Source organism: Candidatus Rickettsia kedanie (genome assembly GCF_045865205.1).
Classification (GTDB): domain Bacteria; phylum Pseudomonadota; class Alphaproteobacteria; order Rickettsiales; family Rickettsiaceae; genus Rickettsia; species Rickettsia australis.
Genome location: NZ_BAABMM010000019.1, coordinates 117,081 through 139,449, shown reverse-complemented (window position 1 = coordinate 139,449; position 22,369 = coordinate 117,081). Strand labels below are relative to the sequence as shown.

Sequence of the window (22,369 nt, the reverse complement as noted above, 5' to 3'; positions counted from 1 at the left end):
TACTGGCTATGGCTACTTTTTCTATAACTCCTCATATCTCTTTATAAATTAGTTGCCAAGGTAACTTCATTATATCTTCCCTTCGCCTTTAGGCGAAGGGATTTCTCATCCCCGATAGGGACATTAAGTACGGATGTATTACTTTGTAAATTAATATTAGCAGCTTTTAATATTGTAGAATTAAGTGTTGCCAACCCAAGTAAAATATTTACTGCGGCTAATGAGCCTATATTACCTATATCGCCATTATTAAATACTCCTCCTACAAGACCGGCACCGGTACTCAAGCTTACGCTACCGAGATTAGGAATTGTTGCTCCTATGGCATTAGAGTTAGTGCATAATGTTCCGCATAGTGATACCGTTGTTAGAAATTTTCTTAATATTTTTGATTTTTTCATTAATATTAACCCCAATATATTAATTATATTAGTAATTAGTTAAGAAATCTTAATGTGTTTTATATAGATAAAGTTAATTTTAATTAATAATTTGTAGCAACTTTTTTACAACAATAGATTTTTGGGATTATTTATAAGAAAGTAATAAATTTTATGGATTGAACCACAGTCGAAAGATTGCGGTGTTATTGCATGGCTCGGTTTTTCCGTAATTGCGAGAAGGCATTGCCCGCGTGAATACCAATGTTATTCCTACAAAAAGCGGGCATCCAAGTTTCTTTGGTATCATACTGCGACTTGATCGCGGTATTTTAGGACTTAGTCTACGATACGAGATCCCGTGGTCAAGCAACTGTTATTATTACCACATTTATAATGGCTATATCATGTTTTATTATGGCTACTTTACCTACTTATGCAGAAAAAGGCATCGTAGTTTCATGGATTATGATAATTTATCGTATGTCTCAAGGCGTCTCTTCTATTGGAGAAAGAGTAGGAGCAGAGTTATATGTTACTGAGACTACTAAACCGCCCGTTCAATATACCTATGTGGGTATAATAAATATAGCTGCTCAGTGGGGTGGCATTATGGCATTAGCATTTGGTATTATTAGTATTACTTACCTTTTTAATTGGCGTTATGCCTTTTGGGGTGGAACTATAATAGCTTTAGTAGGTTTTATAGCAAGAACTAATTTACGTGAATCAATGGAGTTTATAGATGCAAAACGTCGAATAAAAACACTTTAGAAAATTTTGGAATAAATGATAAAGAATTATCATTTAAAGAATATGTAGAAGAGAAAATTAACATAAAAACTATTTTAGCTTATTTCTTTCTTGTAAATTCTGGGTCTGCTTGTTTTGATCTTACGTATATTTATTGTGCATCATTATGAAAAACAAATTTTAATTATACTGCTCTTGAAATTATGAAAAATAATTTTTGTCTTGCTATTGCTCAATTAATCTTAATGATTACATTAGTGTTGTTAACAAAAAAATTCATCCTCTTAAATCATTAAAAGTTAGAGCAATTATATTTTTAATTTGTATGCCCTCTAGCATTTATTTACTAAATAATATAACTACTTCTTTAAGTTTATCTAAAATTCAATTACTATTAGTTATGACGAGTATAACTACCAGTACTGCTGCATCAATACTTTATAAAAATTTTCCAATATTTAAAAGATTTACGTTTCCTACTCTTATTTATGCGTTTTCATCAATTTTTATATACGTAGTTACTTCGTTGGGCATAGCTTACTTAGTAAATATGTTAGGAACTTACGTAATTCTTCTTATTATGATACCAGTGGGTGTAACGTTCTACTGGGGAGTGACACATTTTGAATCACTTGAAAAAGTTCGGTATAATTATTAGAGTTACAAATCTGTTCTTTCAAGTTTAATTCGCTTAAGTGAGTTTATTGTTTAAATATATTCCCACAAAGTTGAACCAATATATATTCTATTGTATATATCTCAAGATATGCACAAACTTGTAAAAAGCTCATTCAAGTTTCTTTTATTATTTTTTTAGCTTTCTCAGGTGATTTAGCTCCTACAGTCTGTATATTATGGACTCTATCAAAAAATTTTATAAGTGCTGTATTATATCTTTTCTGTTTAATTAATAGATTTAAGCTTTCTTCAGCAGTGATTTTCCCGTAAGGTTTAATGCTAGTGAGACCTTCTACATGTTTCGCTACCTCTGCTCCAAAAATGCCGTTAATCATTTCTTCAGTTAATTCTGTATCCTCAATAGTATCATGAAGTAAAGCAGCTTGTAGCATTATGGTTGTAAAAAGCTTAGGAACTTCTTCAGTTACAAACTCCGCAAGCATAATCGTCACCTCAATCGGATGAGAATAATAAGGATCACCTGATTGACACCTTTGAGAACCGTGATATTTACGAGCGTAGTAGATACCTTTTTTAACCTCCTCTATATCAACAGGATTTTTTACTTTAGGGTTTAAATATTCGAGTTTATCAAGTAATTTTTTAGCGTAAACGCATACTTCAAACTTTTTTTTCCAAGAGCTTAATCTTCCATAAAAGTTATTTTTTATTTTTGTTAATAATAGTTGATTACAATTAAAGCAAAAAACAAAAAAATTGTAATAACAAATAATTTTTTAACTTTAAATATATTAGCAACTTTTGGTTATTTTGTATTTTAGCAACTATCATTTTAATTTATTAGATGCTTTAACTTCTACGTCCTCTTGCAATTTATACTTTGCTATTTTTTTTGAAAAACTAGTAAAATAACGACAAAAGTAATAAATAATGCGGCAAAGAATTACAGTAGAATTCAAAAAGGTCCCAACAAGATAAATTTAAAGGCGAGCTAGCTAGGCGTATATTAACATGTGAGCAAAAGCGATAGTACAAAATGCGCTTGTATCAAGCTTTATGAATTATGCTGTATATGAAAGATTCTAAACACTCCTATGAATTAGAAAATTTATTTAGTGTCATATCATAGCTTGTTGACCACGATATAGCATTATTACGTGGATCGATTCCACCCATATCATCCTAGCTCTCTTGACCGCAGGTTTCAAAAAGGATAGCCAACTAATGTAATATTCTAATGAAATACGTAACTACGACTAAAGTGAGATAAACAAATATAAACTGTCATACCGGGACTTGTTCCCGGTATCCAGAAAACCTTAAAAAGTTTTGGATCCCATGGTCAAGCCACGGGATGACAAATTAATAGCATACCATTTTTATTTAACCCTAGCTATATTAATCTCTAAATGGACGATCTCTGCTTGTTTTCTTCTTGTCAACGAATTAACGTAAACTTTATTCGACTTCTTCGGAAATGAGGATTTAGAGAGGCATTTGTCAAGAGATACTTCACTTCGAACCGGAGTGAGCGTACATACTAATATGTGAGGATGAGTGCTAAGGATCGACGTACAAATTACCTCTAGAAATAGAGTTTCCGAAGAGGTCTATTGTATGACACTAAGCGTGCCTCCTGATCTACGAATAAAAAACTATAAAAGTAATTAAAAATACTAATAATTTTAGTATTTTTAACTGGATTATCTTGCCAATTACTCCGTAATTTTCTTGCAATGGCATTAAATTATTAACTAATATATACTTAGTTAAAAATGCCATTTCACAAAGATATTGTTTTGCTTGATAGGTTTATTGTAACATTTAAGACTGAAAAGCTTAAGTTTAAGCTTCATGTATTGTTTGATGTTTTCGTTGAAATACTAAAAACGATTGGTGGGCGATGACGGACTCGAACCGCCGACACTCTCGGTGTAAACGAGACACTCTACCAGCTGAGCTAATCGCCCATATTTTTTATTAATTAGTAAAATAACATTATTTATAATTAATAAGAAGTATATATAAGTAATTTAGCAAAATTTTATTAGTTCTTGCTTTTAAATTACCTATAAAGTGTTATTTACTTTCGTTCAAACTTTTTATTTGTTTTGATAACCTGCTGATTTTTCTTGAGGCGGTATTTAATTTAATTATATTTTTTTTCACACCTTGCATTATCTTAGACTGAGCAATAGATAAAGCTACGTTAGCATTTTCTTTATTACCAAGACTTATTTCATGTACAACCTTCTTTATAAAAGTTTTTATTGCACTAGATCTTTTTTTATTGATTAGAGTTCTTTTTACTGTTTGTCTAGCAGCTTTTTTTGCTGAAGAATGATTAGCCATTACCGAGTCCCTTATATTTTAATTTTTAATTTCTTCATTACCATCTTGCTGTATATTTCCTTTAGCATTAATATCTCTATCTACAAATTCAATATATGCTATCGGTGCTAAATCACCATAACGGAATCCGGCTTTTATTATTCTAGTATAACCGCCAGATCTATCTTTATATCTAGTACCTAAAATATTTATAAGCTTTTCTACTGCTTTTTTATCTTTTATTTGTGATAAAACGCTTCTTCTTACCGTTAAATCAGCTTTTTTAGCTTTAGTAATTAGAGTTTCAATGTAAGGTCTTAATTCCTTAGCTTTTGGTAAAGTAGTTTTAATTTGTTCATGGGTTACAAGTGCCACAGCCATATTAGCGAGCATTGCTTGCCTATGACTACTTGTTACGTTTAACTTTCCACCTTTAATTCTATGTCGCATTTTTATTAGTCCTTAATTATAAGAATCTTCATAACGTTTAGATAATTCTTGAATATTTTCCGGTGGCCAACCCGGTACATCCATACCGAATCTTAAATTAAATTTTGCCAATATTTCTTTAATCTCATTTAAAGATTTTCTACCGAAATTTGGAGTTCTCAGCATATCAGATTCCGTTCTTTTTACTAGATCCCCTATATATATTATATTATCATTTTTCAAACAATTTGCCGATCTAACCGATAATTCCAATTCATCAACTCTCTTAAGTAAATAAGGTGAAAACGGTAAAGCATCAGTTTTAACTTGCTTATCTTCTTCCTGTTCTTCAAAAGAAATAAATAATTGTAATTGCTCTTGTAAGATACGTGCAGCTAAACCTACAGCCATTTCAGGTAATAAATCACCGTTAGTTTCTACAAACATAATTAATTTATCATAATTGGTAACCTGACCTACCCTAGTATTTTCTATCTTATAAGTCACACTCTTTACCGGGTTAAATAAAGCATCTATAGCTATTTCACCAATAGGTAAATTATCCTCATAGCCATTTGTGCTAAGTACATATCCTTTACCAACCTTACAAGTTAATGCCATTTCAAGCTGCTTGTTCTTAGCTAGATTACAAATTATATGATCCGGATTCAGTATTTCTACATCATGCCCTGTTTCAATCATACCGGCCGTTATAACACAAGGTCCCGTTGCTTTTAATTTCATGATACGTTTTTCCGCAACATGCATTTTTACTTCAATACCTTTAATGTTTAAAATTACTTCCGATACATCTTCTTTTACACCGGGTATAGAAGAAAATTCATGTTCTATAGCAGGAATCCTTATAGAAGTGATAGCTGCTCCTTGTAAAGAAGAGAGTAATACTCTTCTCATAGCATTACCGAGTGTTAGACCAAAACCTCTTTCTAAAGGTTCAACTACAATTTTAGCTTTATTATTGGTTTCCGGAAAATTTTCATAAGCGACTTTATTCGGCTTTATTAAAGTATTCCAATTTTTACTTAACGATAACATTTAATACCTATGATTCTCTTATACTCTTCTTCTTTTTGGCGGTCTTACTCCATTATGAGCAATTGACGATACATCTAAAATTGATGTAACCACAAAATTGTGCCCGAATAAAGCTCTCATTGCTGATTCACGTTGAGCTCCCGGTCCTCCAATCCTAATAGAAATAGTTTTTAGACCATTTTCTTTTGCTTTTTCCGATGCTCTATCAATTGTTACTTGAGCTGCGTAAGGTGTTGCTTTTCTTGCCCCTTTAAACCCATTACCTCCTGCTGATGCAGAAGAAATAGTATTACCTTGGATATCAGTAAATGTTACTATAGTATTATTAAATGATGCTCGGATATGCACAACACCAAGAGTGATAGTTTTTTTCTTTTTCTTAACTTTAACCGTCTGATTCATTATTTATACTCTATACTTAAACTATTATTTTACAGCTTTTTTCTTTCCGGCTATCGCAATAGCTTTACCTTTTCTAGTTCGAGCATTAGAATGCGTGTTCTGTCCTCTCACCGGCAACTTACGTATATGTCTAAGCCCTTGATAACATCTTATATCTTTCTTCTTCTTAATATTAAGCGTAACTTCTCGTCTTAAATCACCCTCAACTTTATACTCACTTTCAATAATATTACGTAAGCTTATTAACTCTTGATCCGTAAGTTCTTTAACTTTCTTATCTTTTGATATTTTTACTTTATTACAGATCCCTGCTGCCATAGCAGGTCCAAGACCATAAATGTAAGTTAAACTCACAACTAAACGTTTATTATCGGGAATATTAACACTTGCAATTCTTGCCACAAATAATCTCCAAAATTTTACTAGTAACTAGAAAATAATATAAAAATCTTTGATAAAGTCAATTTATTTTTAGTATTTTCTGTATATCAATTTCTATTTCTTGTTCATTTTTACTGCCATTAACTATATAAAAATTACCACTATTCTTATAATAATCTATTAACGGATATGTTTCTGTTTTATATACTTCAATTCTTTTTTTTATTACTTCTTCATTATCGTCTTTTCTATAATCAAATGTACTTGAACCGCAAACATCACATACATTATCAGTTTTAGGCCGCAAGAAGTAACTATTGTATATTTTACTGCAATTTTTACAACTATATCTTCCTAAAACTCTTTTAATTAATAATTCATCTGAAACATCAAAATATATTATTTTAATTTTTTCCTTAATAAATGATTCAAAGAATTTTGCTTGCGCTAAATTACGTGGATATCCATCTAATATATAGCCGTTTTTATATTCAGAGGATAATAAAAAATTTTTGATTACTTGATTAACTATTTCATTAGGGATAAGCTCCCCTTGCTTAACATAATTATTAATTAATTCTGCTTCACTAGTTGATGTTTTAATAATTGTTCTAAATATATCACCGAGTGCTATATGTGGTAAATCAATTTTTTTAGCTATCTTTTTTCCTTGTGTTCCCTTTCCAGCTCCTGGAGAACCTAAAAAAATTACTATCACTATTTAAGCTCATCTTTAATTTTTTAATTTTACTTTCTTCATTAAACCTTCATACTTACTACTAAATAAGTAAGTTTGAATCTGAGTCATAGTATCAAGTACCACATTCACTACAATTAAAACACTTGTACCTCCTAAAGCAAGAGAGATTATATACTTATTCATTAATAGCTCCGGAATTACACATATTACACTTAAATATATACCACCTATAACCGTAAGCCTTGTAAGTATATAATCAAAATAATCAGACGTATTTTTCCCTGGTCTTTTACCAGGAATATAAGCACCATATTTTCTTAAATTATTAGCAGTTTCTTCAGAATTAAATACTATTGCAGTATAAAAAAAACTAAAAAACATAATTAATGCTACATATAATAAAATATATACAGGTTTTCCATGCCCTAAGTAATAAGTAAGCATGCCCATAGTTTCTGAATTACTATTAGAAAAATTAGCAAGCGTAGCAGGAAATAGTAAAATTGAACTAGCAAATATTGGAGGTATCACACCAGAAGTATTTAATTTAAGAGGCATATGCGTTGCTTCTCCTCCATAAATTTTATTTCCTACTTGTCTTTTAGGATACTGCACCAATAATTTTCTTTGGGCTTTTTCAAAAAATATAATTATAGCTATTAATACAACTACTCCAATACAAACAGCTATCGCTATTAAAGGCGATAATGCTCCTGTTCTTGATAATTCAAACATACTAATAATAGCACTAGGTACTCCTGAAATTATACCTATAAATATAATTAAAGATGTACCGTTACCTATTCCGTGTTGTGTAATTTGTTCTCCTAACCACATTAATAACATAGTGCCTACAACCAAAGTAATTACGGCTGTAATCCTAAAGAAAAAACCCGCTAAAATTACTACAGGACCGGTATTGGTTACAATCGACTCTAAACTTATAGCAACTCCATAAGCCTGAAAAGAAGCAAGCAGAACCGTTAAATATCTTGATAGCTGATTTACTTTTCTTTTACCAACTTCCCCTTCTTTTTTTAAATTTTCTAAAGGTTTATAGGCAACTGACATTAATTGGATAATAATTGAGGCGGTAATATACGGCATAATTGCTAAAGCAAAAATAGACATTCTACCTAGCGATCCTCCGGATAGCATGTTGAACATTCCGAGTATTCCAGCTTGATTCTTTGCAGCCACACTACTTAAAGCAATTGCATCTATACCGGGTATAGGTATAAAAGACCCAAATCTACATACTATAAGAATGAGCATAGTAAAAATAATGCGACTAACTAAATCATTACCGGATTTTTTAGAAAAATTCTGCCCCATATACTATAATAATTTTCCACCTGCTTTCTTGATTAAATCCTTAGCTTTAGAAGAATAAGCATCTAATTTTAATGATAGAGGAGAAGCAAAATCATCACTACAAATAGATAATAACTTCACTAGATTTTTATTATTTTTGTTATTAATTAATCCTACTTCTACCAATTTTTCTTTGGTAATAGTATCATCAGCACTTAAACGTCCATCGGTCAATGCTTCTTCAATATTATAAATGTTTATTATATTGTATTTTTTAGTTGAAATACAATTAAATCCTCTTTTAGGTAGTCTTTTGATCATAGGTGTTTGACCACCTTCAAAACCTTTTATTGCGACACCGGATCTAGATTTTTGGCCTTTAATTCCTCTACCGCCGGTTTTTCCTTTACCGCTACCAATACCGCGTGCTATTCTTTTCTTATTTTTTTTAGCACCTATATTATCATATAATTCATTTAATTTCATTTAAAAACTCTCATTACATATTTTCTATTTTTAACAAATGCTTTACTTTTTTAACCATACCTTTGATTGAATTAGTATTTTCAAGAATAACGCTCTTATTAATTTTGTTTAAACCAAGCCCAACTAATGTCAATCTTTGATCATACTTACGACCTATAGCACTCTTAACTTGAGTAATTTTTATATTATTGATCTTATTATTCATAACTTCACCTTACTTAAGCAACATTATTCATTAACTTGAATATCAGAAGATTTTACAGATATTTCATTTACTTTTTTATCTCTTCTCATAGCAATAGATTTTGGTGCTGCCAGTTTATTTAATGCATCAAATGTTGCAGAAATCATTGCGTAAACATTCGTTGAACCTATTGATTTAGCAACAATATCATGAACGCCTAAAGAATCAAAAATTGCTCTCATAGACCCGCCGGCTATAACGCCCGTACCTGCTTTAGCTCTTCTTAAAATCACTTTAGCAGCTCCACTTTTACCAACAACATCATGGTGAATAGTCCTATTTTGATATAACGGCACTTTCATCATTCTCTTTTTAGCGGCTTGTTTTGCTTTTCCTCGGGCTTCGTTTACTTCTTTAGCTTTTCCGTGTCCCGCTCCGACTCTGCCAGCTTTATCACCGACAACTACATAAGCAGAAAAAGCAAATCTTCTACCACCTTTCACTACTTTTGTAACTCTATTTACATCAACTAAAACTTCGCTTAAAGTCTCTTCATTTTTTTTAACTTTAGACATTACTACAACCTTATAACCTAAAACTTTATTTTATCTCTAGCTGCATCAGCTAGAGCTTTTACAACACCATGATACTTATATCCGCCTCTATCAAATACTACTTCTTTGATCCCTGCAGAATCAGCTTTTTTTGCTATTTCTGCACCTACTTTGATAGCATTTTCAATATTACAATAAGATTTTTTTATTTTCTCATCTAAAGTTGAAGCATAAGCAATCGTTATAGACTTAGAATCATCAATAATTTGTGCATATATATGTCTACCTGATTTAAATATCGATAATCTAACTCTATTAGATGTTTTAGATATTTTATGTCTTATCCTACTTCTTCTTTTTTCAAATTTTAGCTTAGCACTACGCATATTTAACTCTTAAATTTAATTTTTCTTACCTTCTTTACGCGGTATAAATTGATTTTCAAATTTAATCCCTTTTCCTTTATAAGGCTCAGGTGGTCTCTGTTTTATAATAATTGAGGCAAATTGTCCTAATTTTTCTTTATCTGTTCCCTCAAGAATAATCATATTTTGCTTAGGCACCTCTATTGTAATATCTGAAGGTATTTCAATTTTTGTATTATGGCTTTTAGCAAGCATTAAATTTAAATATTTACCTTTCACCATTGCTCTGTAACCGACTCCGTTAATTTCGAGTTTAAGCTTAAACCCTTCTTTAACGCCGGTAACCATATTTGATATTATGCTTCTTGCAGTACCCCACATAGCACGTGCATTTTTATCTGCAGCTAAAGGTTTTACTAAAAGCTTATTTTCTGCCAATGAAATTGCTATATTACCTTTAAAAGTTTTTGATAATTCGCCTTTAGGTCCGGATATTTTTACTTCTAAATCATTTAAACCAACTGCTACACCTTTAGGTATAGTAATCGGCAATTTTCCAACACGTGACATTTGTTTTTACCTTAAAATACTTTACAAATTACTTCGCCGCCGACATTTTTAATATGAGCTTCTCTATCAGACATAACACCGTAAGGAGTAGAAAGAATATATATACCCATATTATTATAATATCCTTTCAAAGCTTTAATAGCAGAATATACTCTTTTTCCAGGCTTTGATACTCTATGAATTTCGCATATAGAAGCATCACCGTTTACAGAGTATTTTAAAGCTACCTCAGTATAACTAATATTATTTTTTTGAGTAGTTACATAATCTTTTATATAACCTTCTTTTTGTAAAACATCTAAAATTGAAGTTTTAATTTTAGCACTAGGAAAAGAAACATTTATCAATTTGCTTTTATAAGCATTTCTAATTCTAGTTAACATATCTGCTACATTATCCGTCATTGACATATTATTTACCTATCGACTTTTACCAACTTGACTTAACTACACCGGGAACTAAACCTCTACCTATTAATTCCCTAAGCTTATTCCTCGATATACCGAATTTTCTTGTAACACCTCTTGGTCTACCTGTAAGCTCACATCTATTTCTTATTCTAGTAGATGATGAATTTCTAGGTAATTGTGCAAGCGACATTACCAAAGAAAAACGCTCTTCTAATGAAATATTTTTATCATAAATTTTACTTTTTAATGCTGAACGTTTATTATGTAAACTTTGTGATTTTTTTTTCCTACTTTCGTTCTTTTTGATAGAACTTATTTTTGCCATTATATATATCCTAAAAATTAATTATAAAAAGGTAAATTAAACCCTGATAACAAAAACTTACTTTCTTTATCTGTTTTAGCAGATGTAACGATTGTAATATCCATACCCCTTATTGTATCGATTTTATCGTAATTAATTTCAGGAAAAACTATCTGCTCTTTTAATCCAAAAGTAAAATTCCCTTTACCGTCAAAACTTTTATAAGAAAAACCGCGAAACTCTTTAACACGAGGTAACGCAACAATTACTAGCCTTTCTAAAAAATCATACATTCTATCTTTACGTAATGTAACCTTGCAGCCTATTTTCATACTTTCGCGTAACTTAAAGGTCGCAATAGATTTTCTTGCTAACGTTACAACCGGCTTCTGACCTGAAATCAAAGTAAGATCATTTACCGCATTATTAATTACTTTGGAATCGGCTATCGCTTCCCCTACTCCCATATTTATAACAATTTTCTTAATGTGCGGTATTTCGTGCTTATTTTTATAAGAAAATTCTTTTTGTAAGTTTTTAATAATTTTTTGCTGATATAATGCTTTAAATCTTAACATTATTTACCTTCCTTACCGATGATTTCCCCTGATTTCTTTGCTATTCTAACCTTAGAACCGTCTTCTAAGAATCTAAAAGCTACTTTGGTAGGGTTACCGGTTTTTGGATCGATGTGTGCAATATTTGAGATATGTATAGGTAATTCTTTAGTTATTATCCCACCTTCACTCATTTGATTAGGTTTAGTATGCTTTTTTACTAAATTTACTCCAGAAACAATTACTGTATTATCCTCAGGAAAAACTTTTAATATTTTACCTTTTTTTCCTTGGTGCTTTCCGGTAATAACAACAACTTCATCACCTTTTTTTACTTTTAATTTAATCATTTATAACACTTCCTCTGCAAGCGACATTATTCTAACATATTTTTTCGCTCTAAGTTCTCTTGTGACAGGACCGAAAACTCTAGTACCGATAGGTTCATCTTGTTTATTCAACAGCACTAATGCGTTTTTATCAAATTTTATTGTACTACCATCAGGTCTTACTACTCCGGTCTTTGTACGAACAATCACGCCTTTATAAACATCACCCTTTTTAGCCTTACCGCCGGGTATAGCTTCTTTAACAGATACAACTATAACATCACCCAGCTTTGCCACCATATGGCGAGAGCCACCTAAAACTTTAATACACATAACTTTTTTAGCACCGGAATTATCTGCAACTTCCAAAATGCTCTGCATTTGAATCATAAACTACTTCCAATTTTTTATACACAAGAGATAAAATAAACAATCTACCTTATAAAGTCAAAGACTAAAAACTTTATTCCCCATTTACCACTAGCCATGTTTTGGTTTTTGAGATAGGACGACTTTCAATTATACTAACTTTATCTCCTTCTTGATATTTATTTTCTGAATCATGAGCAGCATACTTTTTAGATACTTTCACGAATTTTTTATAAATAGGATGCTTAAACTTTCTTTCTACTTTTACTGTAACCGTCTTATCAGCTTTTGAACTTATAACCACGCCTTGTAACACTCTTTTCGGCATTTTAATATTCCTCACTATTAGATCTTTTTGTTAATTCAGTTTTAATACGTGCCATAGACTTTTTGACTAACGAAAACCTACTAGTATTTTTTAACTCACCTAAAGCTTGTTGAAATCTTAAATTAAACAATTCTTTTTTTAAAAGATTAAGTTTTGTATAAAGCTCTTCTATTGTTTCAGTAGATAACTTACTTCTTAATAATTTTAAATCATTCATAACGTCTCACTATCCTTGTTCTAACAGGTAATTTTGCACTTGCAAGCTCCAAAGCTCTAAGTGCAATATTTTCTTCTACCCCTTCAATTTCAAACATAATTCTTCCAGGCGAAACTCTAACTGCAAAAAATTCAGGAGAACCTTTACCTTTACCCATTCTTACTTCAGCAGGCTTTTTAGAAACGGGAACATCTGGAAAAATGCGAATCCATAATCTTCCTTGCCTTTTCATACATCTAGTAGCAGCTTTTCTCCCTGCTTCTATTTGTCTTGCAGTAACACGCCAACCATCTATAGATTTTAGACCAAATGATCCAAAAGCAAGAATCGTACCTGCTTTTGCTTTTGCAGCAACTCTACCTTTATGAGCTTTTCTAAATTTTTGTTTTTTCGGAGCTAACATTTTAATACTTAAAATTAATTATATCTTTTATTTTCTATATATTCACCTTTATAAATCCACACTTTAACCCCTATAACTCCATAAGTAGTTATAGCCTCAGCTGTTGAATAATCAATATCAGCTCTTAAAGTATGTAACGGCATTCTTCCTTCTATATACCACTCGGTTCTAGCAATTTCAGCACCTCCAAGTCGCCCTGAACAACTAACTCTTATACCTTGTCCACCTTGCTTAAATGAAGCCTGAATTGCTGTTTTCATAGCTTTTCTAAAAGAAACTCTTTTTTCAAGCTGTAATGCTATAGTTTGAGCTACTATAGCAGCATCTATATTAAATTTTCTAACTTCGTGGATATTTATATACACTTCTTTTAAAGAAGTCATTTTCTCGATAGCTTTTTTTAGCTTATCAATTTCACTACCGTTTCTACCGATAATAATATTTGGTTTTTTGGCATTAATATTAATTATAATACTTTTATTAGAAGGACGTTTAATTAAAACTCTGCTAACTTGAGCTTGATTAAATCCTTTATTTATTAAATCCCTAATTTTTAAATCTTGTATAAAAAGAGTTTTATAATGTTTTTCTGCATATAATACGGAATCCCAACCTTTAATTAAAGTCGGTCCAACTCTAAAACCATGTGCACAAACTTTCTGCCCCATTTTAATTATCCTCTTTTTCTGTAACAGTTATATAAAGATTACTAAAAAACTTATTTATTCTAGTTACTCTTCCTTTTGCTCTTGGCATAACTCTTTTCATTACTAAAGCCTTACCTACAGTCGCTTTAGTAATAACCAATCTATCTATATCTAGACCTAAATTATTTTCAGCATTTGCAACAGCAGATTGTAAACAATCTTTCACAACTTTTGCAATTCTTTTAGGAGAAAAAGTTAATTGTACCAACGCTTCAGATACTTTCATATTTCTAATAAAGGCTGCAACTAAATTTAGCTTCCTTGGACTTACTCTAATAGATTTAGCTTTTGCCGTAGCAAAATTTTTATTTTCCTGTACCATACAAATCTTTACTTTCTTTTGACTTTTTTATCTGCTCCATGACCGTGAAATGTTCTAGTAGGAGCAAACTCACCTAATTTTCTTCCAACCATTTCTTCATTTACAGAAACCGGAATAAATTTATTTCCATTATGAACAGAAAAAGTAAACCCTACAAAAATAGGCAAAATCGTTGATCTTCTAGACCAAGTTTTAATCATTTCAGATTTACCTGATTCCATTAATTTTTGAACTTTCTTTATTAAATAACCGTCTACAAAAGGCCCTTTCCATATTGAACGTGCCATACTAATACCTAATTAATTTAAAATCTATTTTCTTTTCTTTACGATAAATTTTGAAGTACGTTTATTTTTACGTGTCTTCTTACCCTTTGTTGGGAATCCCCAAGGAGTAACAGGATGGCGTCCTCCTGAAGTTTTACCTTCACCACCACCATGAGGGTGATCTACAGAATTCATTGCTACACCTCTAACATGTGGTCTCCAACCGAGCCATCTATTTCTACCTGCTTTGCCTAAATTAATATTTTTTTGATCCGGGTTAGATATACTACCTATAGTAGCTTTACAATCTAAAGGTACTAACCTAAATTCACCTGATCTTAATTTAATCTGAGCATACCCTGAATCTTTACCCACTAGATCTACTGAAGTACCTGCAGACCTGGCAATTTGACCACCCTTACCTACTTTCATTTCAACATTATGTAAAGTAGTACCGACAGGAATGAATTTTAAAGGTAAACAATTTCCTATTTTTATATCAGCGTCTTGACTTGATATTACTCTATCACCTACAGATAATTTTTGCGGTGCTAGAATATAAGAATATTCCCCGTCTTCATATTTTATTAAAGCAATAAAAGCAGTTCTATTGGGGTCATACTCTATTCTTTCAACAATAGCAGAAATATCTATTTTATTTCTTTTAAAATCAATAATACGATATAATTTCTTGTGTCCTCCACCTCTGTGCCAAGCAGTAATTCTACCTTGATTATTCCGTCCACCGGTTTTAGATATACCTTTGGTCAAAGATTTTAAAGGTCTGCCTTTCCATAAACTAGTTTTATCAACTTGAACTAACTCTCTAAGAGAAGGAGTAATTGGATTAAAGTTTTTTAAAGCCATTTATTTAATTCCTCCGGCAAAATCAATATTATGGTCTTTTGCTAATGTAACAATAGCTTTCTTTCTATTGACTTGAGTCCCTATAATTCCTTTAAATATTTTCTTCTTACCTTTAACGTTTAAAATATTCACTTTCTTTACTTTTACTTTAAATATTTCTTCTATAGCCTTTTTAACGGTAAGTTTTTTAGCAAATTTATCTACATAAAAAGTGTATTTATTTTGTTCCGAAAGGGTGGTAGTTTTTTCTGTAATAATGGGTTTTCTAATTAAATCGTAGTATTTATAAGAACTCATCTTAACCTCTCTTCTAAAACGCTCACTGCTTCTTGTGATAATAGAACATATTCATATCGTATTATATCATAAACATTTGCTCCTATTTGTGGAACAATCACAGTATTATAAATATTTTTTACAGCTAAAGCAAAATTAGTATCTACTTCATTTCCATCTATTACAAAGAAACTTTTCCCTTGAAATTTGCTTAATATATTTACAAGAGCAGAAGTTTTAGGCTGATCTAGCTTTAAAGAATCTATTACTAATAATCTCCCTTCAGCGAATTTCTCGGATAAAGCATGAATTAAACCAAGTTTTCGTATTTTTTTAGGTAATTTTGTTGCATGACTACGTACTCTAGGTCCGTGAGCTACACCACCACCACGCATCTGTACCGATCTAAGGGAACCTTGTCTTGCATTACCCGTACCTTTTTGCTTAAAAGGTTTTTTTGTGGTTCCTGATACTTCTGATACTGTTTTAGTTTTGTGGTTACCGGACATTGCTTTAGCTCTCTGCCAATCAATAACCTGCTTTATTATATCATCTCTGATAAATTCAACAGCAAATATATCTTCATTTAAGCTAATCTCACCAACTTCTTCATTAGCAAGACTTAATATTTTAGTTTTCATCTTTATTTAACCTTATACAGTCTTATATAAAACTTTTATATAAATAATATTGCATGACGTTTTGTTAATTTGATAATCTTTAACCTCAACAAACATGTCTAAGAGGTTAGCAATAAACAAATTTTAACCGATAATTTAATTCTTTATTGCTGTAAATCATAAGATTTTTTTGAAATATGCATAATATTCCTGCAAAAATCTTATCAATTTTTGCTAAAAAAGCTCTTTAACTAGTTATTGAAATCTTTTTGATTGCATCTTTTATTGAAAGATACGAATTTTTGTGACCAGGTATACTACCCTGAATCATAATAAGCTTACGCTCTTTATCAACGGCAAATATTTTTAAATTTTGAATAGTAACTTGGTTACACCCCATATGACCAGCCATTTTTTTGCCTTTGAAAACCTTTCCCGGATCTTGTCTTTGTCCTGTAGAACCATGCGAACGATGGGATATAGAAACACCGTGAGAAGCTTCAAGACCTCTAAAATTATGTCTTTTCATACTACCGGCAAACCCTTTACCTATAGTAGTTGCCGTTATATCTACAAATTGTCCGGCCATAAAATGATCTACTTCTAGATTTGCTGCTATATCAATAAAATTCTCTTTAGAAATTCTAAATTCTTTTAATTTAGTTTTAGGAGATATTTGAGCATTAGCAAAAACTTGCTTCATAGACTTGGTTACTCTAGATATTTTTTTATCTTTTATACCTATAACCAAAGCATTATATCCATGTTTTTCTAGAGTTTTATGCTCTACCACTTGACAATCATCAACTTTTACTAATGTCAAAGAAATTCTTTCTCCTTTATCATTAAAAACACTAGTCATCCCAATTTTTTGCGCAATTATACCGGTTCTCATTTATTCCCCACTCTCTAATTCAATCACTACATCAACACCTGCTGCTAAATCAACTTTACTTAAAGCATCAACAACCGCCGGATTTGGATCATCTATAACTAATAATCTTGTATGCTTTCTAATTTCAAATTGCTCTCTTGACTTCTTATGCATATGAGGAGACCTATTTACGGTAAATCTTTCAATTTTTCTAGGTAAAGGAATAGGACCATTAATGCTAGCAAATATTCTTTTAACAGCACTAACTATCTCTTTTGTAGCTTGATCAAGACTACGGTGATCAAATGATTTTAAACGAATTTTGATTTTATTTTTCATTCAGTAAACCTAATATTTAAACAGCAAGATGTTTTTCAAACATCTTAAAATATAAATACCTATTATTAAAAAATAATAGGTATTTATAAAATCAATTAATTACTTATTTTAGTTACTACGCCGGCACCCACTGTTCTACCACCTTCACGTATAGAGAATTTCAACCCTTCCTGCATAGCAATTGGTTTAATTAATTCCACTGTAAAAGTAGCATTATCTCCAGGCATAACCATCTGCTTATCAGCAGGCAATTTTATTGTACCGGTAACGTCTGTGGTTCTAAAATAAAACTGCGGACGATAGTCATTAGTAAATGCTGTATGACGTCCACCTTCTTCTTTACTAAGCACATATACTTCAGCTTCAAACTGATCATGCGGTTTTATACTACCAGGTTTTGCGAGCACTTGTCCTCTTTCAACTTCTTCTCTTTTTGTACCACGTAGTAATATACCGACATTGTCTCCGGCTTGTCCTTCATCAAGTAATTTCCTGAACATTTCTACACCGGTACAGGTAGTTTTTTGCGTATCTTTTAGACCGACTATTTCAATTTCTTCACCTACCTTAATTATTCCTGACTCTACTCTACCGGTTACAACAGTACCTCTTCCTGAAATAGAGAACACATCTTCTATCGGCATTAAGAAAGGTTTATCAGTAGCTCTTACAGGATGCGGTATATAACTATCTACTGCATCCATTAACTCATTAATAGCTTTTTCACCTTCAGGCTTTCCTTCTAAAGCTTGAAGTGCAGAACCTTTAATAATAGGTATTTCATCAGCCGGGAAACCGTATTTTGATAATAATTCTCTTACTTCCATCTCTACTAGTTCTAATAGATCAGGATCATCCACCATATCTACTTTATTTAAGAATACTACCATAGCAGGTACACCTACCTGTTTTGCTAGTAATATATGTTCTCTAGTTTGCGGCATAGGACCATCAGCAGCAGAAACTACTAATATTGCACCATCCATCTGAGCGGCACCGGTTATCATGTTCTTTACATAGTCAGCGTGTCCCGGACAATCTACGTGTGCATAGTGTCTATTTTTAGTCTCATATTCTACGTGTGCAGTAGAAATAGTTATACCTCTTTCTTTTTCTTCAGGAGCAGCATCAATTTGATCATACGCTGTAGCTTTTGCTCCACCTGTCTTAGCAAGTACTATAGTTATTGCTGCCGTTAAGGAAGTTTTACCGTGATCTACGTGACCGATCGTACCTATATTAACGTGCGGTTTAGTTCGTTCAAATTTTGCTTTTGCCATATTATTACTCTCTACAATTTTTTAGGTTTAATACAAGTTAATTTTTTATAAGTGATTTTTTTGCTAAATTTATTTGTTACCACTATCTCTGGAGCGGGTGATGGGAATCGAACCCACACAGCCAGCTTGGAAGGCTGGAACTCTACCATTGAGCTACACCCGCATTGTGCCACTAAAATAATTTCAAAGCTATTTTGTTAATAGTCCTATATCAATTTTATTCAGATTTATAAATGTACACAATGATGTTTTATTTTTAAATAAAATTAAACATATATACATGAAATCTTTTAAAATAAAATGATACACTTCCCTGAACCATTGAAGTGGTGGAGGGAGAAGGATTCGAACCTTCGAACGCTTACGCGGGCAGATTTACAGTCTGCTGCCATTGACCACTCGGCCACCCCTCCTCAAGAACTTTACTGTATTAAATAGACTAATTCACTGTAAAATACAATATATAATTAGTATTAGGACTTAATAAAACTTCTTGCCGAATTATCAAATAAACAAATAGCAGCTTGCACATTTATTTAGTTGTAACCTTCTATAATAAATAGTAGTTTCTGTCAAGAACAAATTACTGATGGTTTTCAATGAGATGCAAAATAAAAAACTTGATTCTAAAAATTGTTATTATATGTATGGGAAACATCCTGTATTTTCTGCTCTAAATAATCCAAAACGTCAAATTAAAAATATTTTATGCACTAGGGAAATTTTTGATACAAACAAAAAATTAATAGGTACTAGATCTTATGAAATTGTTAATAACGATATTTTATCTAAATTACTGGGAAACCAAACACATCAAGGAATAGCTGCAAAAGTTAGACCAATTTTTTCTTACAATTTAGAGAACATAGATATAAAAAAACCAAAATGTAAAATTGCGATTCTTGATCAAATAACAGACACACAAAATATTGGAGCAATTATTCGTAGTGCCACTGCTTTTGATATAAATGCTATAATATTACCTCAAGATAATTCTCCGAATGAAAGTGGAGGCATTGCTAAAGCGGCTTGCGGTACTTTAGAATTAATATCTATAATTAAAGTTACTAACTTACGCTCATGTATGAATTATCTTAAAAAACACGGCTTTTGGATTATAGGTCTAACCGGTTCTGCAAATGATTACTTTACCGATAAATTAATTTCCGACAAAATGGCATTAGTATTTGGCTCAGAAGATAAAGGCATGCGAAGATTAATTGAAGAAACATGTGATTATTTAGTCAAAATCCCTATTGCTAAGAGAGTTGAAAGTCTTAATGTATCAAATGCTGCTTCTATAATTTTTCATTCATTACATCAATAATATTTTTAAATCAAATATTGTTTTTTATTTACTTCGATATAAATATTTAGTCTACTAAAATTAAAGTCATAAACTTTATTATATCAATTCATGTGAGAGAAAAGTCATGAAAAGGGGACCAAATGAACAAATTATCGAAAGTTTTGAAAAGCAATTAGACATATTGATAAATGAACTTACAGAAGAAGAGATAACAACGACTATATTAAATAATTTTCTTGATAAAGTGATAAATAACCTCAAAAATGAAAGATTCATTAATGATACTATATTTGATATATATCAAGGTAAAGCAGTAATTACTAAACCCATATATTCCGATTACATAGAATCTTCTGAACCTAAATATAACGAACATTGGCAAAAATTTTATAGTTTTAATCGTAATCTTATGATAGAACACACATTAATATTTATTGCTAAGAATCTAAACAAAGCTTCTTTAACAGACAAATTATATTATAGTTTTGCTAAATTAGCCCAGCAATTAGATTTGAATGTAGTAAGTGATCATTTTATGAAAAAAATAGGTAATTATATAACATTTAACAATTTATGAAAAATTATAGAACCGAAAGCGATTCTTTTGGAGAAATTCAAATAGAAGAAAAATTTTATTGGGGAGCTCAAACTCAAAGATCTTTAGAAAATTTTAAAATAGGCAAACAAAAAATGCCTGAAATTTTAATTCGTGCTCTTGCTATTTTAAAAAAATGTGCAGCACAGGTTAATTATGAATTTGGTGATTTAGAAGCTAAAATAGCTACAAGTATCGATAAAGCTACGGATAGAATCTTAGAAGGCGAATTTGAGGATAATTTTCCTTTAGTAGTTTGGCAAACAGGTTCAGGTACGCAAACAAACATGAATATGAACGAGGTTATTGCCTCTATTGCTAATGAAGAATTAACAAGCAAGAAAGGCGGCAAATCTCCAGTACATCCTAACGATCATGTTAATAAAGGACAATCATCCAACGACTCTTTTCCAACCGCTATGCATATAGCAACCGTACTTGCAACTAAACAGCAACTTATACCGGCTTTGAATAATTTACTTACCGCTTTGCAAGACAAATCAAAAGATTGGGGTAAAATCATAAAAATAGGACGCACCCACTTGCAGGACGCAACTCCTTTAACTCTTAAACAGGAATTCTCCGGATATATTACACAAATAGAGTATGCTTTAGAACGCATAGGAAATGCACTAAAAAAAGTCTATCTACTTGCTCAAGGTGGAACGGCAGTCGGCACAGGTATTAACTCAAAAATAGACTTTGATATAAAATTTGCTGAGAAAGTGGCAGAGTTTACTAAACAACCCTTTAAGACGGCTCCTAATAAATTTGAAAGTCTAGCTGCCCACGACGCACTAGTAGAATTTTCAGGCACTCTTAATACTATAGCAGTTAGCTTAATGAAAATAGCAAATGATATAAGGTTACTGGGGTCAGGTCCAAGATGCGGTCTTGGTGAGCTGCATTTACCAGAAAACGAACCCGGTTCTTCGATTATGCCCGGTAAAGTAAACCCTACCCAAGTCGAAGCTTTAACAATGGTGTGCAGTCAGGTGATGGGAAATCATGTTACGGTTACTATTGCCGGCTCTAACGGACATCTTGAACTTAACGTATTTAAACCTGTAATAATATACAATATCCTACAATCTATAGAGCTGTTATCCGATAGCGTAAATAGCTTTGTTACTCACTGTGTTAAAGGCTTAGAACCTAATGTAACACGCATTAATGATTTACGTGATAAATCGCTAATGCTTGTTACGGCTCTTAATCCGCATATAGGCTATGATAATGCCGCAAAAATTGCTAAAGCAGCTCATAAGCATGGGAGTACTCTAAAAGCAGCAGCTAAAAAACTCAATCTTTTATCAGAAGAAGATTTTGATAAAATAGTAGTTCCTGAAAAGATGGTTGGACAACCTTAAATTTTATATAAAAATATAAATTTAAACTATTAATATTACTGCACAAAATCTCATAAATAGGCTAGTATTAAATTAGTTTATTT

The 22,369-nt window shown here is 31.4% G+C and carries 35 protein-coding genes and 3 tRNA genes; 4 read left to right on the top strand and 34 right to left on the bottom strand.

Annotated features, from left to right (window positions below; genetic code table 11):
• Nucleotides 1-41: 41 nt before the first annotated feature.
• Complete coding sequence (locus tag ACKTSD_RS03120) at nt 42-401, bottom strand: hypothetical protein (RefSeq protein WP_412707968.1); 360 nt, start codon at nt 399-401, stop codon at nt 42-44.
• A 375-nt stretch (nt 402-776) separates the two neighbouring features.
• On the opposite strand from ACKTSD_RS03120, the gene ACKTSD_RS03115 reads away from it, so the two are divergent.
• Entirely contained in the window at nt 777-1,154 is a 378-nt protein-coding gene (locus tag ACKTSD_RS03115) for an MFS transporter (protein ID WP_412707948.1), read from the top strand.
• 770 nt (nt 1,155-1,924) lie between these two features.
• Here ACKTSD_RS03115 and ACKTSD_RS03110 read toward each other — a convergent pair.
• The 33 genes from ACKTSD_RS03110 to ACKTSD_RS02945 form a co-directional block, all read right to left on the bottom strand.
• The gene (locus ACKTSD_RS03110; protein WP_412707967.1) at nt 1,925-2,338 is read right to left on the bottom strand and encodes an HD domain-containing protein; all 414 of its coding nucleotides are present in this window, start codon (nt 2,336-2,338) and stop codon (nt 1,925-1,927) included.
• Nucleotides 2,339-3,666: 1,328 nt separating this feature from the next.
• Nucleotides 3,667-3,742, bottom strand: a tRNA-Val gene (locus tag ACKTSD_RS03100).
• Between the two features lie 109 nt (nt 3,743-3,851).
• Nucleotides 3,852-4,124: a 30S ribosomal protein S20 gene (rpsT, locus tag ACKTSD_RS03095; RefSeq protein ID WP_412707947.1), complete on the bottom strand. Its 273-nt coding sequence runs from the start codon at nt 4,122-4,124 to the stop codon at nt 3,852-3,854.
• 18 nt (nt 4,125-4,142) lie between these two features.
• Complete coding sequence (rplQ, locus tag ACKTSD_RS03090; RefSeq protein WP_412707946.1) at nt 4,143-4,553, bottom strand: 50S ribosomal protein L17; 411 nt, start codon at nt 4,551-4,553, stop codon at nt 4,143-4,145.
• 12 nt (nt 4,554-4,565) lie between these two features.
• Nucleotides 4,566-5,588 carry a DNA-directed RNA polymerase subunit alpha gene (locus ACKTSD_RS03085; RefSeq protein WP_412707945.1) on the bottom strand — a complete coding sequence of 341 codons (1,023 nt, stop codon included), beginning with the start codon at nt 5,586-5,588 and terminating at the stop codon, nt 4,566-4,568.
• An 18-nt stretch (nt 5,589-5,606) separates the two neighbouring features.
• Nucleotides 5,607-5,990, bottom strand: coding sequence for a 30S ribosomal protein S11 (gene rpsK, locus ACKTSD_RS03080; RefSeq protein WP_412707944.1), 384 nt, complete (start codon nt 5,988-5,990; stop codon nt 5,607-5,609).
• Nucleotides 5,991-6,014: 24 nt separating this feature from the next.
• Nucleotides 6,015-6,392, bottom strand: coding sequence for a 30S ribosomal protein S13 (gene rpsM, locus ACKTSD_RS03075; RefSeq protein WP_412707943.1), 378 nt, complete (start codon nt 6,390-6,392; stop codon nt 6,015-6,017).
• A 58-nt stretch (nt 6,393-6,450) separates the two neighbouring features.
• On the bottom strand, nt 6,451-7,089 hold the full coding sequence (locus tag ACKTSD_RS03070) for an adenylate kinase (protein ID WP_412707942.1): 639 nt from the start codon (nt 7,087-7,089) through the stop codon (nt 6,451-6,453).
• A 15-nt stretch (nt 7,090-7,104) separates the two neighbouring features.
• Entirely contained in the window at nt 7,105-8,406 is a 1,302-nt protein-coding gene (secY, locus tag ACKTSD_RS03065; RefSeq protein WP_412707941.1) for a preprotein translocase subunit SecY, read from the bottom strand.
• Nucleotides 8,407-8,409: 3 nt separating this feature from the next.
• Nucleotides 8,410-8,871: a 50S ribosomal protein L15 gene (gene rplO, locus ACKTSD_RS03060; protein ID WP_412707940.1), complete on the bottom strand. Its 462-nt coding sequence runs from the start codon at nt 8,869-8,871 to the stop codon at nt 8,410-8,412.
• Between the two features lie 13 nt (nt 8,872-8,884).
• Nucleotides 8,885-9,076, bottom strand: coding sequence for a 50S ribosomal protein L30 (rpmD, locus tag ACKTSD_RS03055; RefSeq protein WP_412707939.1), 192 nt, complete (start codon nt 9,074-9,076; stop codon nt 8,885-8,887).
• A 23-nt stretch (nt 9,077-9,099) separates the two neighbouring features.
• Nucleotides 9,100-9,630 (bottom strand): 30S ribosomal protein S5, encoded by a 531-nt coding sequence (gene rpsE, locus ACKTSD_RS03050; protein ID WP_412707938.1) that lies wholly within the window; start codon nt 9,628-9,630, stop codon nt 9,100-9,102.
• A 17-nt stretch (nt 9,631-9,647) separates the two neighbouring features.
• Nucleotides 9,648-9,995 (bottom strand): 50S ribosomal protein L18, encoded by a 348-nt coding sequence (gene rplR, locus ACKTSD_RS03045; RefSeq protein ID WP_412707937.1) that lies wholly within the window; start codon nt 9,993-9,995, stop codon nt 9,648-9,650.
• 15 nt (nt 9,996-10,010) lie between these two features.
• Nucleotides 10,011-10,544, bottom strand: a complete 534-nt coding sequence (gene rplF, locus ACKTSD_RS03040; RefSeq protein ID WP_412707936.1) for a 50S ribosomal protein L6 — start codon at nt 10,542-10,544, stop codon at nt 10,011-10,013.
• Nucleotides 10,545-10,555: 11 nt separating this feature from the next.
• Nucleotides 10,556-10,954, bottom strand: a complete 399-nt coding sequence (gene rpsH, locus ACKTSD_RS03035) for a 30S ribosomal protein S8 (RefSeq protein WP_412707935.1) — start codon at nt 10,952-10,954, stop codon at nt 10,556-10,558.
• Nucleotides 10,955-10,973: 19 nt separating this feature from the next.
• Nucleotides 10,974-11,279 carry a 30S ribosomal protein S14 gene (gene rpsN, locus ACKTSD_RS03030; RefSeq protein WP_412707934.1) on the bottom strand — a complete coding sequence of 102 codons (306 nt, stop codon included), beginning with the start codon at nt 11,277-11,279 and terminating at the stop codon, nt 10,974-10,976.
• Nucleotides 11,280-11,296: 17 nt separating this feature from the next.
• On the bottom strand, nt 11,297-11,836 hold the full coding sequence (rplE, locus tag ACKTSD_RS03025) for a 50S ribosomal protein L5 (protein ID WP_412707933.1): 540 nt from the start codon (nt 11,834-11,836) through the stop codon (nt 11,297-11,299).
• Nucleotides 11,836-12,165, bottom strand: a complete 330-nt coding sequence (gene rplX, locus ACKTSD_RS03020) for a 50S ribosomal protein L24 (protein WP_412707932.1) — start codon at nt 12,163-12,165, stop codon at nt 11,836-11,838. The genes rplE and rplX overlap by 1 nt, the downstream gene beginning before the upstream one ends.
• Nucleotides 12,166-12,534: a 50S ribosomal protein L14 gene (rplN, locus tag ACKTSD_RS03015; RefSeq protein ID WP_412707931.1), complete on the bottom strand. Its 369-nt coding sequence runs from the start codon at nt 12,532-12,534 to the stop codon at nt 12,166-12,168.
• A 73-nt stretch (nt 12,535-12,607) separates the two neighbouring features.
• Nucleotides 12,608-12,841, bottom strand: coding sequence for a 30S ribosomal protein S17 (gene rpsQ, locus ACKTSD_RS03010; protein WP_039594825.1), 234 nt, complete (start codon nt 12,839-12,841; stop codon nt 12,608-12,610).
• Nucleotide 12,842: 1 nt separating this feature from the next.
• Nucleotides 12,843-13,058 carry a 50S ribosomal protein L29 gene (rpmC, locus tag ACKTSD_RS03005; protein WP_412707930.1) on the bottom strand — a complete coding sequence of 72 codons (216 nt, stop codon included), beginning with the start codon at nt 13,056-13,058 and terminating at the stop codon, nt 12,843-12,845.
• Nucleotides 13,051-13,461 carry a 50S ribosomal protein L16 gene (gene rplP / locus ACKTSD_RS03000; RefSeq protein WP_412707929.1) on the bottom strand — a complete coding sequence of 137 codons (411 nt, stop codon included), beginning with the start codon at nt 13,459-13,461 and terminating at the stop codon, nt 13,051-13,053. The genes rpmC and rplP overlap by 8 nt, the downstream gene beginning before the upstream one ends.
• A gap of 14 nt (nt 13,462-13,475) precedes the next feature.
• Nucleotides 13,476-14,129: a 30S ribosomal protein S3 gene (gene rpsC, locus ACKTSD_RS02995; RefSeq protein ID WP_412707928.1), complete on the bottom strand. Its 654-nt coding sequence runs from the start codon at nt 14,127-14,129 to the stop codon at nt 13,476-13,478.
• 1 nt (nt 14,130) lies between these two features.
• On the bottom strand, nt 14,131-14,490 hold the full coding sequence (gene rplV, locus ACKTSD_RS02990) for a 50S ribosomal protein L22 (protein ID WP_412707927.1): 360 nt from the start codon (nt 14,488-14,490) through the stop codon (nt 14,131-14,133).
• Between the two features lie 8 nt (nt 14,491-14,498).
• On the bottom strand, nt 14,499-14,777 hold the full coding sequence (gene rpsS, locus ACKTSD_RS02985) for a 30S ribosomal protein S19 (RefSeq protein WP_008580964.1): 279 nt from the start codon (nt 14,775-14,777) through the stop codon (nt 14,499-14,501).
• Nucleotides 14,778-14,801: 24 nt separating this feature from the next.
• Nucleotides 14,802-15,623: a 50S ribosomal protein L2 gene (rplB, locus tag ACKTSD_RS02980; protein ID WP_412707926.1), complete on the bottom strand. Its 822-nt coding sequence runs from the start codon at nt 15,621-15,623 to the stop codon at nt 14,802-14,804.
• The gene (rplW, locus tag ACKTSD_RS02975; RefSeq protein WP_412707925.1) at nt 15,624-15,920 is read right to left on the bottom strand and encodes a 50S ribosomal protein L23; all 297 of its coding nucleotides are present in this window, start codon (nt 15,918-15,920) and stop codon (nt 15,624-15,626) included.
• Nucleotides 15,917-16,540, bottom strand: a complete 624-nt coding sequence (gene rplD / locus ACKTSD_RS02970; RefSeq protein WP_412707924.1) for a 50S ribosomal protein L4 — start codon at nt 16,538-16,540, stop codon at nt 15,917-15,919. Before rplD ends, rplW begins: the two co-directional genes overlap by 4 nt.
• A gap of 226 nt (nt 16,541-16,766) precedes the next feature.
• A complete protein-coding gene (gene rplC / locus ACKTSD_RS02965; RefSeq protein WP_412707923.1) occupies nt 16,767-17,414 on the bottom strand; it encodes a 50S ribosomal protein L3 in 648 nt (215 codons plus the stop codon).
• Nucleotides 17,415-17,732 carry a 30S ribosomal protein S10 gene (gene rpsJ, locus ACKTSD_RS02960; RefSeq protein ID WP_412707922.1) on the bottom strand — a complete coding sequence of 106 codons (318 nt, stop codon included), beginning with the start codon at nt 17,730-17,732 and terminating at the stop codon, nt 17,415-17,417. It lies immediately after the preceding gene.
• A 95-nt stretch (nt 17,733-17,827) separates the two neighbouring features.
• The gene (gene tuf / locus ACKTSD_RS02955) at nt 17,828-19,012 is read right to left on the bottom strand and encodes an elongation factor Tu (protein WP_412707921.1); all 1,185 of its coding nucleotides are present in this window, start codon (nt 19,010-19,012) and stop codon (nt 17,828-17,830) included.
• A gap of 89 nt (nt 19,013-19,101) precedes the next feature.
• Nucleotides 19,102-19,175, bottom strand: a tRNA-Gly gene (locus ACKTSD_RS02950).
• Between the two features lie 164 nt (nt 19,176-19,339).
• Nucleotides 19,340-19,425: transfer RNA gene (locus tag ACKTSD_RS02945), tRNA-Tyr, on the bottom strand.
• Nucleotides 19,426-19,616: 191 nt separating this feature from the next.
• Between ACKTSD_RS02945 and rlmB the strand changes: the two genes are divergently transcribed.
• From rlmB to fumC, 3 genes are all read left to right on the top strand, one after another.
• Nucleotides 19,617-20,339, top strand: coding sequence for a 23S rRNA (guanosine(2251)-2'-O)-methyltransferase RlmB (gene rlmB / locus ACKTSD_RS02940; protein WP_412707920.1), 723 nt, complete (start codon nt 19,617-19,619; stop codon nt 20,337-20,339).
• 106 nt (nt 20,340-20,445) lie between these two features.
• Nucleotides 20,446-20,898 carry a hypothetical protein gene (locus tag ACKTSD_RS02935; protein WP_412707919.1) on the top strand — a complete coding sequence of 151 codons (453 nt, stop codon included), beginning with the start codon at nt 20,446-20,448 and terminating at the stop codon, nt 20,896-20,898.
• Nucleotides 20,895-22,286, top strand: a complete 1,392-nt coding sequence (gene fumC / locus ACKTSD_RS02930) for a class II fumarate hydratase (protein WP_412707918.1) — start codon at nt 20,895-20,897, stop codon at nt 22,284-22,286. Before ACKTSD_RS02935 ends, fumC begins: the two co-directional genes overlap by 4 nt.
• Nucleotides 22,287-22,369 lie beyond the last annotated feature (83 nt).

Coding starts and splice junctions, on each gene's coding strand:
- rplX (WP_412707932.1), bottom strand. CDS start 12,165: ATGATTAAATTAAAAGTAAAAAAAGGTGATGAAGTTGTTGTTATTACC.
- fumC (WP_412707918.1), top strand. CDS start 20,895: ATGAAAAATTATAGAACCGAAAGCGATTCTTTTGGAGAAATTCAAATA.
- tuf (WP_412707921.1), bottom strand. CDS start 19,012: ATGGCAAAAGCAAAATTTGAACGAACTAAACCGCACGTTAATATAGGT.
- ACKTSD_RS02935 (WP_412707919.1), top strand. CDS start 20,446: ATGAAAAGGGGACCAAATGAACAAATTATCGAAAGTTTTGAAAAGCAA.
- rpmD (WP_412707939.1), bottom strand. CDS start 9,076: ATGAATAATAAGATCAATAATATAAAAATTACTCAAGTTAAGAGTGCT.
- rpsH (WP_412707935.1), bottom strand. CDS start 10,954: ATGTCAATGACGGATAATGTAGCAGATATGTTAACTAGAATTAGAAAT.
- rplB (WP_412707926.1), bottom strand. CDS start 15,623: ATGGCTTTAAAAAACTTTAATCCAATTACTCCTTCTCTTAGAGAGTTA.
- rpsJ (WP_412707922.1), bottom strand. CDS start 17,732: ATGAAAAATAAAATCAAAATTCGTTTAAAATCATTTGATCACCGTAGT.
- rpsE (WP_412707938.1), bottom strand. CDS start 9,630: ATGTCTAAAGTTAAAAAAAATGAAGAGACTTTAAGCGAAGTTTTAGTT.
- ACKTSD_RS03120 (WP_412707968.1), bottom strand. CDS start 401: ATGAAAAAATCAAAAATATTAAGAAAATTTCTAACAACGGTATCACTA.
- rplQ (WP_412707946.1), bottom strand. CDS start 4,553: ATGCGACATAGAATTAAAGGTGGAAAGTTAAACGTAACAAGTAGTCAT.
- rpsT (WP_412707947.1), bottom strand. CDS start 4,124: ATGGCTAATCATTCTTCAGCAAAAAAAGCTGCTAGACAAACAGTAAAA.
- rplR (WP_412707937.1), bottom strand. CDS start 9,995: ATGCGTAGTGCTAAGCTAAAATTTGAAAAAAGAAGAAGTAGGATAAGA.
- secY (WP_412707941.1), bottom strand. CDS start 8,406: ATGGGGCAGAATTTTTCTAAAAAATCCGGTAATGATTTAGTTAGTCGC.
- rlmB (WP_412707920.1), top strand. CDS start 19,617: ATGCAAAATAAAAAACTTGATTCTAAAAATTGTTATTATATGTATGGG.
- rplN (WP_412707931.1), bottom strand. CDS start 12,534: ATGATTCAAATGCAGAGCATTTTGGAAGTTGCAGATAATTCCGGTGCT.
- rplP (WP_412707929.1), bottom strand. CDS start 13,461: ATGTTAGCTCCGAAAAAACAAAAATTTAGAAAAGCTCATAAAGGTAGA.
- rpsQ (WP_039594825.1), bottom strand. CDS start 12,841: ATGCCGAAAAGAGTGTTACAAGGCGTGGTTATAAGTTCAAAAGCTGAT.
- rpmC (WP_412707930.1), bottom strand. CDS start 13,058: ATGAATGATTTAAAATTATTAAGAAGTAAGTTATCTACTGAAACAATA.
- rpsC (WP_412707928.1), bottom strand. CDS start 14,129: ATGGGGCAGAAAGTTTGTGCACATGGTTTTAGAGTTGGACCGACTTTA.
- rplF (WP_412707936.1), bottom strand. CDS start 10,544: ATGTCACGTGTTGGAAAATTGCCGATTACTATACCTAAAGGTGTAGCA.
- rplC (WP_412707923.1), bottom strand. CDS start 17,414: ATGAGAACCGGTATAATTGCGCAAAAAATTGGGATGACTAGTGTTTTT.
- rpsN (WP_412707934.1), bottom strand. CDS start 11,279: ATGGCAAAAATAAGTTCTATCAAAAAGAACGAAAGTAGGAAAAAAAAA.
- ACKTSD_RS03085 (WP_412707945.1), bottom strand. CDS start 5,588: ATGTTATCGTTAAGTAAAAATTGGAATACTTTAATAAAGCCGAATAAA.
- ACKTSD_RS03115 (WP_412707948.1), top strand. CDS start 777: ATGGCTATATCATGTTTTATTATGGCTACTTTACCTACTTATGCAGAA.
- rplV (WP_412707927.1), bottom strand. CDS start 14,490: ATGGTACAGGAAAATAAAAATTTTGCTACGGCAAAAGCTAAATCTATT.
- rplE (WP_412707933.1), bottom strand. CDS start 11,836: ATGTTAAGATTTAAAGCATTATATCAGCAAAAAATTATTAAAAACTTA.
- rpsS (WP_008580964.1), bottom strand. CDS start 14,777: ATGGCACGTTCAATATGGAAAGGGCCTTTTGTAGACGGTTATTTAATA.
- rpsK (WP_412707944.1), bottom strand. CDS start 5,990: ATGAATCAGACGGTTAAAGTTAAGAAAAAGAAAAAAACTATCACTCTT.
- rplW (WP_412707925.1), bottom strand. CDS start 15,920: ATGAGTTCTTATAAATACTACGATTTAATTAGAAAACCCATTATTACA.
- rplD (WP_412707924.1), bottom strand. CDS start 16,540: ATGAAAACTAAAATATTAAGTCTTGCTAATGAAGAAGTTGGTGAGATT.
- rplO (WP_412707940.1), bottom strand. CDS start 8,871: ATGAAATTAAATGAATTATATGATAATATAGGTGCTAAAAAAAATAAG.